Source organism: Sulfurisphaera ohwakuensis (assembly GCF_009729055.1).
Lineage (GTDB): Archaea > Thermoproteota > Thermoprotei_A > Sulfolobales > Sulfolobaceae > Sulfurisphaera > Sulfurisphaera ohwakuensis.
This window is the reverse complement of sequence record NZ_CP045484.1, coordinates 1,220,959-1,235,000: the sequence shown is the minus strand read 5'-3', so window position 1 is coordinate 1,235,000 and position 14,042 is coordinate 1,220,959. Positions and strand designations below refer to the sequence as shown.

11 protein-coding genes, 1 rRNA gene and 1 pseudogene (1 of these 13 running past the window's edge) are annotated in these 14,042 nt (G+C 35.4%); 3 read left to right on the top strand and 10 right to left on the bottom strand.

What is annotated here, in order from left to right; translation table 11 throughout:
• Window positions 1-970: ribosomal RNA gene (locus D1869_RS06870) — 23S ribosomal RNA — on the top strand (it extends 2,068 nt beyond the left edge of the window).
• 505 nt (window positions 971-1,475) lie between these two features.
• Here the strand turns inward: D1869_RS06870 and D1869_RS06865 are convergent.
• From D1869_RS06865 to D1869_RS06855, 4 genes and pseudogenes are all read right to left on the bottom strand, one after another.
• Complete coding sequence (locus tag D1869_RS06865) at window positions 1,476-1,676, bottom strand: hypothetical protein (protein WP_156014483.1); 201 nt, start codon at window positions 1,674-1,676, stop codon at window positions 1,476-1,478.
• A 371-nt stretch (window positions 1,677-2,047) separates the two neighbouring features.
• Entirely contained in the window at window positions 2,048-2,212 is a 165-nt protein-coding gene (locus D1869_RS06860; protein ID WP_156014482.1) for a hypothetical protein, read from the bottom strand.
• Between the two features lie 253 nt (window positions 2,213-2,465).
• Window positions 2,466-2,600, bottom strand: a complete 135-nt coding sequence (locus D1869_RS15685; protein WP_260311027.1) for a hypothetical protein — start codon at window positions 2,598-2,600, stop codon at window positions 2,466-2,468.
• Window positions 2,601-2,704: 104 nt separating this feature from the next.
• Window positions 2,705-2,868, bottom strand: a pseudogene (locus tag D1869_RS06855) (IS256 family transposase); the annotation flags it as partial.
• Window positions 2,869-2,997: 129 nt separating this feature from the next.
• Between D1869_RS06855 and D1869_RS06850 the strand changes: the two are divergent.
• Complete coding sequence (locus tag D1869_RS06850) at window positions 2,998-4,506, top strand: hypothetical protein (protein ID WP_156014481.1); 1,509 nt, start codon at window positions 2,998-3,000, stop codon at window positions 4,504-4,506.
• Between the two features lie 331 nt (window positions 4,507-4,837).
• Here D1869_RS06850 and D1869_RS06845 read toward each other — a convergent pair whose 3' ends face one another.
• Both D1869_RS06845 and D1869_RS06840 read right to left on the bottom strand, forming a co-directional pair.
• On the bottom strand, window positions 4,838-5,734 hold the full coding sequence (locus D1869_RS06845; RefSeq protein WP_156014480.1) for a hypothetical protein: 897 nt from the start codon (window positions 5,732-5,734) through the stop codon (window positions 4,838-4,840).
• Window positions 5,735-6,067: 333 nt separating this feature from the next.
• Complete coding sequence (locus D1869_RS06840; protein ID WP_156014479.1) at window positions 6,068-6,808, bottom strand: hypothetical protein; 741 nt, start codon at window positions 6,806-6,808, stop codon at window positions 6,068-6,070.
• 261 nt (window positions 6,809-7,069) lie between these two features.
• Between D1869_RS06840 and D1869_RS06835 the strand changes: the two genes are divergently transcribed.
• The gene (locus D1869_RS06835; RefSeq protein WP_156014478.1) at window positions 7,070-7,672 is read left to right on the top strand and encodes a hypothetical protein; all 603 of its coding nucleotides are present in this window, start codon (window positions 7,070-7,072) and stop codon (window positions 7,670-7,672) included.
• A 1,531-nt stretch (window positions 7,673-9,203) separates the two neighbouring features.
• Here the strand turns inward: D1869_RS06835 and D1869_RS15470 are convergent.
• The 4 genes from D1869_RS15470 to D1869_RS06820 all read right to left on the bottom strand — a co-directional run bounded on the left by D1869_RS15470 (window position 9,204) and on the right by D1869_RS06820 (window position 14,042).
• Window positions 9,204-9,746, bottom strand: coding sequence for an MFS transporter (locus D1869_RS15470; RefSeq protein ID WP_231113775.1), 543 nt, complete (start codon window positions 9,744-9,746; stop codon window positions 9,204-9,206).
• 141 nt (window positions 9,747-9,887) lie between these two features.
• Window positions 9,888-10,358 carry an MFS transporter gene (locus D1869_RS15465; RefSeq protein WP_231113774.1) on the bottom strand — a complete coding sequence of 157 codons (471 nt, stop codon included), beginning with the start codon at window positions 10,356-10,358 and terminating at the stop codon, window positions 9,888-9,890.
• A gap of 221 nt (window positions 10,359-10,579) precedes the next feature.
• On the bottom strand, window positions 10,580-12,583 hold the full coding sequence (locus tag D1869_RS06825; protein ID WP_156014477.1) for a type II secretion system F family protein: 2,004 nt from the start codon (window positions 12,581-12,583) through the stop codon (window positions 10,580-10,582).
• The gene (locus D1869_RS06820) at window positions 12,561-14,042 is read right to left on the bottom strand and encodes a type II/IV secretion system ATPase subunit (protein ID WP_156014476.1); all 1,482 of its coding nucleotides are present in this window, start codon (window positions 14,040-14,042) and stop codon (window positions 12,561-12,563) included. The genes D1869_RS06825 and D1869_RS06820 overlap by 23 nt, the downstream gene beginning before the upstream one ends.

Below are 14,042 nucleotides of genomic sequence, written 5' to 3'. Positions count from 1 at the left end.
AAGGTAGCCAAATGCCTTGCCGGGTAAGTTCCGGCGCGCATGAATGGATCAACGAGGTCCCCACTGTCCCAGCCTGGGGCCCCGCGAACGCCCTGAGCCGGTGCACAGTCCGGCACCCCCCTACACCGAGAGAAGACCCCGTGGAGCTTCACCGCAGCCTGGCGTTGTCCTCCGGGCGCTCATGCGTAGAGTAGGTGGGAGGGGTCGAAGCCGCTCCTTCGGGGGCGGTGGACCCGAAAGTGAAACACCACCCATGAGTGCTCGGAGGACTAACCCCGAAAGGGGGACATCGTCAGGTGGGCGGTTCGGCTGGGGCGGCACTCCCGCGAAAAGATAACACGGGAGCCCAAAGGTCGGCTCAGGCGGTACAGAACGCCGCCGTAGAGTGCAAGGGCAAAAGCCGGCCTGACGGGACCCTCCAAAGTACGGGGTCCCGACGCGAAAGCGGGGCCTAGCGAACGCTCGTGCCCCCACACGTGGGGGCCGGGCATGACAGAAAAGTTACCCCGGGGATAACAGGGTCGTCGCGGGCGAGAGCTCACATCGACCCCGCGGTTTGCTACATCGATGTCGGCTCTTCCCACCCTGGGGGTGCAGCTGCCCCCAAGGGTAGGGCTGCCCGCCCGTTAATGGGGAGCGTGAGCTGGGTTTAGACCGTCGCGAGACAGGTCGGACTCTAAGGGTAGGGGGTGCTGGCCGCCTGCGGGGAAGGTACCCCTAGTACGAGAGGAACAGGGTGCCGGGGCCTCCAGTTTACCGGTTGTCCGGTAGGGCAGCGCCGGGCAGCCGCGCCCTGAGGGGTAACCGCTGAAAGCATCTAAGCGGGAACCCCTCCCCTAAAAGAGGCGGCCAGGCCGCAAGGCCGGGGGCCTCCCCCAGAAGAGGGGTTTGATGGGGTGGGGGTGTAAGCCCCAAGGGTTTTCCCGAGGGGTTTAGCCCGCCACTCCCAATAGGCCCCTCCCTTGGGTGAGATTCCCTAAGTGGCCAAACGAAAGTCGCCAAGCGTTAGCCGAGAGCTTTTCTCTTTCTTCATCCTTTATATAAGATGGTTAAATACATAGGTGTTCGATGGTTTGTTATTTTAAGTGTGTATGTTAATAGTTATATTGTGGTTTGGTGGTTGTGTAATACAATACTTGGATTTTAATAAAAATTCTTAATGGCTTTTTAAAATCAATATAATACTTAAGGGCTAGTGAGACTAGGATAGGTTTTAAAAGAGATATATAGAAATACTAACTGTTTTGGTAAATAATTTCTCTCATTAACTTTAGGAGATTCATAATTGAAAGATTAGGACTATTGTTAAATTTATCTGTCTCATCTTCTTTCACATTTTTGCTGAATATCTTAAACCAATTCTAGTGGGTAAGTCTGTGGGTAAAGTATATTTTCCTCTGCTTATCTTTATTACGAATCCATACTTGACGAGTGTGCTTAATAATTTATTAAGTCTAGAGCTCTCAATATTTTCCTTAGAATAATGAATTAATTACGTTCCTAACCTCACTTAAACTTCCCAGTCTAGATAAGGCTAAAATTATCTCAGCGTATCTGGCGAGAGAATTAGAAGTCTTTAAGAAGGTTATAAAATCCTTTGATATTTTCTTTGCTGCCTCTTTTGTATCAATGGGATGAGAGTGCTTAGCTGCATAAGAATAAAGCCAACTAATCACGTATTCCGTTAAAAAGTTTTATTACTTCTTCTATGACCTGATCTTTAACTTTAATTCCTTCCTCTTTAAACTTCTGAGATAAAAACTCTTTTGAAGTCTCCTCATTAATCCTTTCTAACTTTATTCTAAAAAAGAATTCCTTACCGAAGAAGGCCTTTTCCTCCTCAACTTGATTTAAGATCTCCTCGGTAACGCCTACAAAACTCCTGGAAACTACAGCTATATTATCACATCATTCATAAACGTCGTGCAAGAATGAATCTAGATTAAAGCCTTTCACTCCTTTAATATTCTGTATTTCATCTAAGTATTTCTTATTATCCTTGGAAACTGAGTCTAAAGCCCTAATAACTTCGTTTACGTATTGAGTGTTAAATTCTCTTCAGTTTTATTCCTATTTTTACCCAATTTAATTCTAAGATACTAGGATCTATTCCTAGTCTGTTTGCTATAATTTTTGAGATTTTTCCCTGCAAAGGTATATTTTTTAAGTGTTTTACTGCTCCCTCAATGAAAATTCTTGAAAGAGTATCCATAGGATATGATTTTTACTCCTATTAGCAGTTGTTCTATTTTCCCTCGGTAATACAAAATTCCCAGTATAACCGATAAAGTTTTTAGTTTAGCGTTTGGCTAATTAAAAAGTGTTACAAGAAACTCCTCAAACTCGCAGAATTATGTTTAGGGAGTGCACTGTGTTTGATGAAAATCTTTAAGCTGCGTCAAAGTAGAACAACTGCTACTCCTATTTTTCCTTAAGTTAATTGATAAGGACAGGGAGTGTGTTGATTAAGAGTTAACCTTAACAAGACTGGTCTTTCCTATCCCTAATACTGCTGCAAAATCCTTGTGTAATATTACATCCTTAAGCTCTTCAATCTCTATCAAAGAGATCTTCCTTCCTAGATTTAGGCTTGGTATCAAAGAGAATTTCCGCCACCAGATTTGGAGATTCACGGATCCCTTGCGAATTGTGATTTTATGGAGAAATAATTTAATATATGTTAAGATTATGAGAAAAATTAGGCTCATAGTAATATTATCACGAGAATGAGACAATAGTTTAATAGATTTTATACAAAACAGCAATAGCTAGTGCGATTTGTAATATCATATAGCCAGAATGGAACTTACCAAAACGCCTACGTTCTACGAGAGAATTAAAAGACTCCACGAGATTATTACTCCTCAACTACTTCCAAACCAACGCTTAGATTTAACAAAAATTTACGAACCTAAAATCTAAGAAAATTAAATCATCCTACAAAATATAGAGTATATAAAAGTTTACATATTTGTTTTATCAAAATTAAATTGAATTATGACGGAAACTGTTCCTATACCGGTAAGCTCTTCTGTATTGGGAGAACTTGCCTCAATAGGTATCGGTGCAATAATAGAGTACCCTATTATAAGAGACACCGCTACATGCACAGCAACGGGTATTAAAAATCTACTCTCTAATCTTACTCAACAATATGAGTTATACCCAGCATTAGCCATCACAGATAGGGTAATATCAAGAACCACCTCAGTTTTTCAAGTAGTTAGACACGGTATAATCATACGTACAGTAGAAGGGAATTATTACTATATCGGTGGGAAATCAAACTATTGGGCTGGAGGAAGGTCATTCCACGCCTACCAAGGTTCAACGGAATTCCTCCTAAGCCCACAAGGCGAAGAAAACTCACCAATATGGCAAATGATAAGACAAGCACAATCAAACATAATAGTCCTACAAGTAAAAGGAATAAGAATATCACAGCAATGGGTAAACCCTAAACCAACGGTAAACTGTCAAGAAATAATAGTAGGTTGGATATTAGATACATTAGAAAATGTAGCTAGAAGTTCAGTAGTAATGAACTATTTACCATACTTTACACAACAACCCGTATTTAATATAAAGGTACCGGGAATATGGATTGATGAATCCGGAGGCAAATTGGCAGCATCAGCACTTCTAGGGATATTACGTAATTTTTCAAGGAGACCTCCATTTCCTTATTATGCTATCCTTACTCATAAATCTATTCCACCCGGTTCAATACCATCTGGATTATACACAAATCTAAAAGGTTTCGCTGAACTTATATTCATGTTATTCCCGGCGTATATACAAACTCCTTTATGTAACTTTATTACGGGTAATGTAGGGGAGTGTGTTTATTTAAACTATGATAGCTCAATACAAGGTAATCCTTACTTTTCTAATCCAACATATTATGATGCTTACTATAGATACTATAAGGAGATGTTGATTGGCGCACCGGTGTTTTCTTCTTATTCTTGTGCTAGTGGCTGTAAGGGGTTGGGTTTGTCTGGGCTTATTTATTCAATTCTTGATAATATAGGTATTCAGCAGTATACTTTTACGTCTATGATTGTTATTCCTACCCCTAAAACTGTTAACGGTGAGTATACTGATGATTCTATCATGGAGTATGCTAATATGTTGGGTGTTGGTGATATTCTTTCTCTGAGTAAGAAGTATGTTTCTAGTGCTAGTAAGGCTGAGGCTACGCTAATATCAGCTCTGGGTTTATCAGCTGCTGTAGCTTCTGCAATTATTGCTATTGTTACTTGGTATGAGGATTGGGAGAGGACTTATGATGAGGCTAAGAAGTATGCTGATACTGCTAAGAACGTGATAGATAGGGTGAGGAATTACCTAAACTCAACACACCAATATGATTTGTTAAGTTATGTTGATGAGTGTGTTGCAGATTCAATTTCCGAACTCGGTAATGAGGCATTAAATGAAGACGAATTATATAACTACACAATAAGCTGTGTAGAAGAACACAGAGAAAACCAGGCTTACTAATGAGCTGTAATATCAGATTAACTTACTTTCTGAGATTTTAAAGGACTAGGCTTTCTCCTAAACGTACGCATTCTATGAAATTTAAAGAATCATTGTTTCCCTTTAAATTATAACTGAGTATATAAATGTAAATTTTACTTCGTATGTTCATTTTAGTCTCTTGCTCGCGATATTGGATCTCCTCATAGACAGACTTTAGAGGATGGGAAAACTACAATCCGAAAACTTAAATCGCTTCATACTAAGTGGATATCCTAACGATATGAAGAGATGAGAAATAATTTATTGGTACACAAATGGTGTTTTAATTAAATAACTGCTAATGTGATTATTAAACGTATTTTCTGCTTAAGGCTAATATTTCTCCTACACCTAGGCTCTCTGCAAATTTTTCCATGTTCTTATCTGTAAACTCTAATTTGAATGGAATATATGAGAGTTGCACAATATGTTCCTCAAGTGTTTTTATGTAAGAGTTTACGAATCCTATAAGCCCATCTGCTGAAAATATAGGAGCTCCAATTAGCATTTCATTAAACTCCTTGTCCAATTCAACATATTTACATAGTGTAGTGTCTTTAACAAAATACTCACATAGTTCTCTATCTGGTGGATAGGGCATGAATAATTCGTTATCAGTTATTGCTACAAAATATGGGAAAGGAGGTTTTCTTGATGCGTAACGCATTGCGGTGAGTAGTCCATCTGCTGTGAGTTTCCCTCCAGAAAAGTCAACTAAATCTCCCGGTACTATAGTTTCAAACTCCGGTCTAGCTAAGAACTTAGGAATATAGTTTGCTATTATTCCAACTGAGGCTGAAAATGCTGGAGTAGTATCTATCCACTCTTTTGAGAGTCTTATTGCCTTCACTTGAAAAACGACTATGTTTGACTTCGCTTCTCTAATCATCTTCCATATGGATGAACTTTCACTTCCTGAGGGGGAGAGCGTAAACTCTATTCCACCCTTAAATGAATGAAATGCTCTTCCTCCAGCCCAGTAGTTTGATTTCCCGCCAATATAATAGTAATTCCCCTCTCTTGTACGTATTACAGTTCCGTGCCTAATGAGTTGGAATACGTTCTTTGTATTTGATAAGGCTCTATCTGTAGAAGCTAATGCAGGATAAATTCTATAATCTTGAGGTAAATTTGTTAATGAGTCTGCTTTAAGTGATAAACCTGTTGCTTTACCTATTCTTTCTACTATATTGTTAAATCTTTCCACAAGAATAATTTATTATAAGACTATAAAAAGTTGACATTGACTTTCTTTTATTAATTTATATTCTTCTTTTAATCCGTGCTGATACAGAGACTTTTCTAGGCGTATATTATTTAATAAAAAGTATACAGATTATAAATATATGTTATAACAAGAACCGTGTAACACTTATAGGGAATCGTTACACTTACGCGCTACATTAGAAATGTTTATTAGTTCATGGACAGATATTATGATTTTTATATAAAGATTAATCTTCCTCCAATAGTTGTAAACTCATGTTTATTATAGATATAGAACGTAATGCATTCTAAGCAATTACAACAATATTAGTTTTCAAAGAAGTATCGCACCTTTTTCTACTACACATTTTCCATAGCCACTAAGAATATCGTTTATAATCTTCTCCACTTCTTTATCTGAAGGCCTTAACTCTCTAATATTTCCACTTTTTTCTTCAAAACATATATACCCCATTAACTGTGTATAGCAAAGTATCTTCTTATCCCATTCGTAATAGAATCTAGTGAGCCTTAATCCGCTCTTTTCTATGTATCCATTCTCCGTAGTAATCTTAGTTATCTGCTGGAAATGCTTCTTTAATACATCCTTTGGTCCTTCATCCAATGAGATTACAGCTGAAAGAAGTTTAAAAGACGAAGCCCAGGCAGGTAAGGGTAAATTCATTGGAGAATTCATTAGAGGCTTTTGTAGTACAGTTGAGAGAACATGCAACCCGTTAAGCATCTTCTCTACCACTTTAACCTCATGATTTTCTACTGAAAAATCATAAATTAATCCATCTCTACTGATTGATACTGAAGGGTTCTTATCCTCCCTAATCACATTACCAATTGCGGAATAGAGAAATGACTTAACATCAGCTAAATTAATCTCTTTCGATGGTAAGATTAGATTCTTGCCAGTGACCCAATAATGTGGCGTATCTAAGTCAAAATTAGCTATTTTATTACCGTAAATTCTCATATATGCATCACTATTAGGTATCATTTCTTTTATCTCAATAAATTCCTCATTATAGAGTATTTCGGAATTAAGAATTCTAAAACGAACCATAATATCTTAAATGAAAAAAAGATTTTAACTTTTTATTATATGGCAGTATGTCTGGGTCATCAAGGGTTCTTTGTACTTAGTTATAGTTTAAAAATACATCAATGTATATTAGGGAGGCGCTATATGCTACGTCTCTAACAAACTTGTGTTTGTAACCTTGGGAGAAAGAGGAGTTACTTATTCTTTGCTATTTTTGTATTCATAAAACTTTTTAATATATATTGTGTAAAGTTACTAGTGGGATAAACGTTAAGTAAAAATATGGTTATTTCTATAGTTATTGTAACGATGATTATTCTATTTATCATTATATTTTTACTAGGATTAATTAATGCTCCAAACCTCAATATTCCCTCAAAGACTGAAAATGATGAGTCTAGTTCAGCATCATTAAATGTTTCAACTTTTATCCAAAAGGCTCAAAAGCTCTACTTATATTCGCTTAATAATTCTAAGGTTTGTCCTCCAGATTTGGTTAATATATCTTCAGCAGCTTTCTTATCGTTAAAGGTGATTAATAATACGACTATGTTTTTTAACAATAGTGAGTATAGGTTCGTAGTGTTAAATCAATCTGGTGGTTCTGCCCACATTGAAAATTATATAATATCATATTATGGCGGTTGGGTAGTAAATTCTACTATAACATATAGTGGTGGATATCCTATATTCTTTACTGTAAAACTAGATAATGGAACTACGGTAGGGCGATTCACTCATTATGTAATTGCTTTTCAAATATCTTCGTTTTCAGTTTTTGTACAATTAAATAGGATAGGTGATCTATACTTTCTCTTCATAAACTATTCTAATTGTTCGAATAAAATTCAAAGTGTTTGGATCGCTTTAGCTCCTATATCTTAGTGTAAAAGACTGGGAGGTAGTGTTGTTATTACCTATTTATATTTCTAAAAATTTTTGCATATAATATACTAAGGTCTTCTCTCTGATGTCTGAGGAGTATTTTGTGAGTTATTGTTATCTACCTACTGCTGTAAATTCGTATATGTTATGGTGATTGAGTATGGTGACTTTAAACTATAACTAGGCATAAATCATGATATTCAAACTTAGATAGATCAAATTTTATATTATATATCTCAGAAGATAAGAAGTATCCATGTAGTTATAGAATTAATAATTTTTTAATTAATGTTATTTTCTTTTTTCTTTAAAGTGTATCAAACACTCACTAAACCTTTAAGAATCATCTCGAAGTTAAGCTTTTTTGCTAGTCTTAATCCCGCTAGTGGAATATTCAAGTTATAGATCTAGTAGTAGGAAACTTTATACTTCTTAGATTAAGATCTGATAAGTAATTGCCTAGACTAGATCTGGAAATTAGTGAGATGAGTTTTTCATACCAGATGTCTCTATCAGATAAGTATGTTTAAAACACCTATATCTTCAGCTTACTAACCATGATTTATTAGGTAAGGGGCTAAAACAAGGATAAAGGTCAAATTTTTAAAACATAAATGGGACTTTTACAGACTATAAAAAGATCATGCAGAAGAGAGAATATAAAGCTAATAAAATTATGAAAATAAGGGCAATACAAAGTAACCAGGAGAAATATGAGTGAGATGATAGAAGTTAACACTGTTTTCTCAAATGCTTTTCTAAAGACAGTACTCATTACATAACTGTATAAGATAACTATCATGCATATAGAGAAGGCAAGTCCAATGGGAAAAGTAATCCAGTGATATAATAAGGACGATAATAGACCAGGTAACATTTGGGAGAGAAGTACTAAATAGCCTCATTAAACCTTCATAAATAGGACTACAAAAATTGTGAAGTCTAAGATGGTGAATAAAACCCAAAGGAAATTCTAAGAATCTTTGTAAAAAATCAGAATGTCTTTTCTTAAACCTAGTTGTGATTTGAACAATATTGGTTTGATAAGATCTCTTACTTTGCATAGTAAAGCTTAGTAAGCTCCTTTAAACCTTTATCATAGAGCTCTCTTTCGTAATCATTCATCATATAGTGTTCTTGATCTATATGATAATCCGCTATAAATCTTTAGACAAAAAATTATTTTATCATTTATAATGATAAACATTTTTTGAGTTTTAAGAGTAAAAGCTTCCAGTATAATTATCTATCTATAAAAATACTTAAGGAGTTTCTTTCTGATGACATAAAACTAGTTTTGTGCAGTAGTATTTAGAAGTATAAGTGACCACATGTTTCTCCTCATACAAAGTTGCTAAATGAAAATAAGAGATCGAGTATCAAAGCTTTCCTTCGAGGAAGTATCGTCTCTAAAAATATACGTTAGAAGAATAGTTCTCTAAAGTCCTATATATAAAGAAGGGAGGACTGGTGGAAATGAGTGAATTTAATTTGTGTTGATAATTCTCTCTTAAAAGATTATCCATAATGGTTAAAAGTTGTTTCTTAGTGAAGTGTAAATAACTCTATTTGCTATAAGGCTTACTATTCCCACTAAGGAGAGTAAAATAAAGTCCAGTCTATAATCATTAACAGAAAATAGATAGGCTGTGATAGAGGTGGAGAAGGCTCTCCCAAGTCCTTCAGCCATTCTTGTATATGCCATTGCAATACCTATTTCGTTTCCGTGATATTTGCGTGATATTATATAAGATACTGATAAAATTATAGGGTTCAAAATAATTTCTCCTAGTGATATGAGTATTATAAAAATTGTAAGTCCAATTATATTTTTAATGTAAATAATGCTTAAATATGATAAGGAGAAGATTAAAGAGCCTAGAATGTACATATACTTTAAGTTTAATTTTATCATGAATCTCCCTATTGGCTCTTGAAATAATGAGGTTATTAAGCTATTTAGTGAAATAAAGTATCCTATTAGTAAGCTGGATATTTTAAGAACATTTACGGAATAGACTGTAAAACCAAAGAGTATTTGTGAACCCACAAAGGCAAATATAAATTGAACCACTATAATCTCCATTAAATACCTAGACGGGATAATGAAGTACTTTCTATTGCTTTTATTCTTAGTAATTTTTCTGTTGTCTAATTTATAAGCTATTGGTATTGAAACTAAGTTACCAAAGCCACCTAAGAGAAGAATGAAATTCTAACCAAGATAGTGATATATTAACCCCCCTATTATGGGACCAATAAGCCAACCTAAATTTATTCCTGCTCTAAACCTAGAAAAAGATAATATAAGGTCCTTTACTGAAGTTTTACTTAGGCTACCTGTAGCTGTTGAAGATGATGTTACGTATAAAGAATTGAAAAATGCTTGAGTACTTAGTATTATAATTCCACATATTCCGCTAGTTAGAAAGAAACCTAGAAGTAATATTATAGAAGTGAAAAGTAGTGAAATTATCATAGTGTTTTTTGTTCCTATATTGTCAGTTAGGTAACCTGCTAAGATATAAGACGATACAAGTATAGGATAACCGAAAGAATAGTATAATATGATTAGAAGTGGTGATAAATGATAAAAGTTGTAAAGAGCTATGGCAGTATAAGTCCATATAGCTGTTAAAGAAGAAAATCTGATAATATTTATAGAAAAAATTGCTTTATATATCAAAAACTCACCTAATAGACAATTTATGCATATTTTAAATTGTTTATGAGGAGAAATAAATAGATAAAAATACATACGTAATACACCTCTCGATAAATCAAAATCTTTTTTATATACTATATCTTTTGCTAATATAAAATTAACACATTTTTAGATATATTTTTTAAAACTGTTAAAATTCATGATTTTATGTAAAATGCTATAAATAAAAAAGTGAATTAAACTTATGTGAACAAGTTAGGTAAATGTACTACATAGGCTAATGCTATCTGCATGATTATTATGCTAATTACTGCAACTATAGAAACTTGAACTATTCTGAAAGTATTCTTTATCGTTCCATCTGCAGATTTAGCATATAATATCCCAAAAATTACGCCAGTTTCAGCAATCATTAACTCTAGTGTAGGTAGCATTTGGTTCACATAGTTCCCAACATTTATAAACGCGAGGAAGAAGTTTAAAAGCCCAGTTATTCCAGAGGGTACTGCAATTCCGTTAGCATTCTGTATTTCTAGGTTTGGAATCTGGACCAGACCGGCAATACTATGGAGTACGTAAACTGTCATTATTATAACACCAGCCATAATTGCTGGAGCTAATATCGATGCTCCAATGAAGGTATAGAGGCCTCTCTTCTTAGCCATAATAGCATCATAGTAAGCATCAGTAATCTCTGCTAATCGAGTAAATACATTATACTTAAGTACGCCTTGTTTATCCATTTCCATCAAATTCTTAAATACTGTATTAAGCATCCATGAATCAGTCTTAGGCTCGAAAGTTCCTGCGGTAACTAAGGCAGTTAAATAACGGGAGATCGTATCATCAATAACCTTTCCGAACGTTGTAACTTTAACTAGACTTGAAGAAATCAGATCACCTTCATTAAGCTTTCTCAGTGCGTTATATAAATTATCTCCGGTACTTCTGATAAGCTCTGCTATTGACCTGACAAATATAGGCAACTTTTCTTCAGCCTCATTTTTTGCCCTAATTCTTTGATAAACCGGATAACCGTAAAAGAACGAGAATGAAAGGACATGGACTTCAAAGAAAACCCATAAGAGTTGCCCAGAAGGTTCAATTATTTTGAAAATCGACAGAATTACCAATACTACTAATGAAACTGCCAATGCAATTACTCCCTTTTTCAAATCCCCTTTTATCTTTACTTCTTCGGGTGGTGCACTGAATGAGAGATACATATAAAGCCCAAACCCTATTAACGGGATCATAAAGAACGTAACACTATCAGTACCATAAACTGGGTTATTAGACGATACGGCAAACCATATTGCAAAGAGCGGGAGTATTAATAAGAATAATAATGCTAACTCACCCAGGTTAGACGCAGCTCTTCCAAAGTTCTCCCATTTTCTTTTAAGTTCGTTCATTACCTCAACTGTAATTCTGTTCATAAACTCAATTAAGCTGCCCCCACTTTTAGATATTGAAACTGCACCTAGCAGTAGTCTTTCAAATACTCTGGACGGGTGATCTTTAGCCTCTCTAACTATCGCCTCCTCTGGCGGCATGTTAAATAAGACAAAATCCCTATGTATCTTGAGAAATTCTCTTGGTATGGCCTTTACAAACTCTTCGTCTTCATCTTTTTTTCTTCTTAAAAGAATAAGCGAACCTCTTTTCTCTTTTTTGATGATCTTCATATTACTGTAAGTTTCTTCCGATTTTAATTCCTCAACTATTTTCATAATTCCGTAGCCTAATTGAGCCATGCTCCAAATTATTATAGAGACAATAGGCAATTCCTTCTCTACTTGAGTTTGAAGAGAGTTCCTAGCATCCCACATTTTTACCCAAGGATAGAAGTAAGTGATTATTGCTACAGCCCCAGCGAATATTGAATATAAGACCTCCCCACTTCCCATATAAATTATCATACCTAGAATAGCTGATAATGGGAAACCGTACCATGCAAACTGAATCATTTCTTTAAGCCAGTTGTTTGGATCCTCTATTACTTTAGCTTTCTCTACTAGCGGGATAATTATCTTCTCAAGATAGTCATCATATCTATGCTTATAATTGTAACTTGTAATTACGGCGGAGTATGATGATAAACCTAATAGGAGACTTTGTAGATATTGGGCATTCATGATATATATCTTAAATGACACTAAAGTTAGAGCTAAAGCTATTATGCTTATAATTAAAGTAAATGGAAAGTTTATTGGACTTATTTTAAACGATACCTCTGGCTTCATAAAACCTCATCAACCCCTCCTTATATTGATTTAAAGAGAAATCTTTCTCGTAGGCATATTTTAAAAAATCAACCCTTGCCTTTAACTCTTCTTCTAAGTCTTTCTGAGTTAAACCATTCCTTTGAGCTATTTGTAGAAGTCTCTCACTGATAACAATTTTAGAGTCGTCCCATGAATCCACTATTGGATTATAAAATACTATTTGATTATATGTTGCTTGTCCACCTTTAAGCAAAATTTCACCTGCTTCTTGGACTCTTCTCCTTAATCCTCCCCTTTTTTCAGGGTTAGGATATGTGTTTATGAAGACTACCATTGTAACTAAGGCGAAGAATGAATCGTCAACACCAGAGTAGTTAAACCTAGCCTTAAGGGAGTCAAAATCCTCGGCATGTAGTGATGTTACTCCTCCATGGCCACTAGCTACTGAGTGGATAAATTCCTTAATCTCCTCTTTAGTTCTAACTTCACCAACTGAAACGAAGTCTGGTCTAATTCTAAGAGTATGTGCAATTAACTTGTCCAGAGGAATTTCAATAGCCTCACTATATTCCATAAAAGCAGTTGATTTCCTGGCTATCAGTCTTGTCCAGTTAGGGAATATTACTTTCAGCTCTGGAACTTCCTCTACTGTAACTATCTTCCAAGTTGGAGGCAAAACAGTCATTAATGCGTTTATAAATGTGGTCTTTCCAGTTCCTGTTCTACCTACTACGAGAACTACACCTCTATTCTCTAATGTATACCACAATGCAGCTGCAGTTAGAGGTGAGAGAGTTTTTCTCTTATATACTAGATCCGATAAAGTCCATACTTCCTCTAATGGTTTCCTTATTGTTATAGTAGACCCAGGAAGAGAGACCTCACTACCGTAAGTTACTGCAAATCTATAGCCTTCTGGGGTTATTCCATCTACTATAGGTCTTGCAAGAGTAACTGATTTCCCAGACTTTAACACTATCCTTTGGATTAAATAGTCCGCCTCAGCTTTAGATAAGTGAATATTCGTAGGTAACCAACTACCGAACTCCCTATGAAAGACCCATACTGAATCACCGTAAAGACCAGTTCTCGAACCGGAATAGGAAATGTCTTCTAAATCTTCGTCATCAAATAAAGGAGAGAGTGGACCATAGCGAAGGACATCACGATAAATGTAATAACCTATTTTTGGATCGCCTTTAACTTCTGGATGGAAAAGAATCTGTTGAATCATTTCATCCTCGTTTGATGACGGTTTTATGACATAATAGAGCGTCTTCTTTAACTTACTAATGATCTTTATCTGTTTTTCATCTAGTTCTGGCTCCTCAATTTGATAATATAAATCCCCAGCTTCATCTCTAAGTACATACGCCTTGGGATACGCTACTCCTTTATCTTCGTACTTCCACTTAAGTTCTTTCTCGAATAGAATTGTTCCCTTTAATTCCGGTCTTAGTATTTTAACTTCAGACAT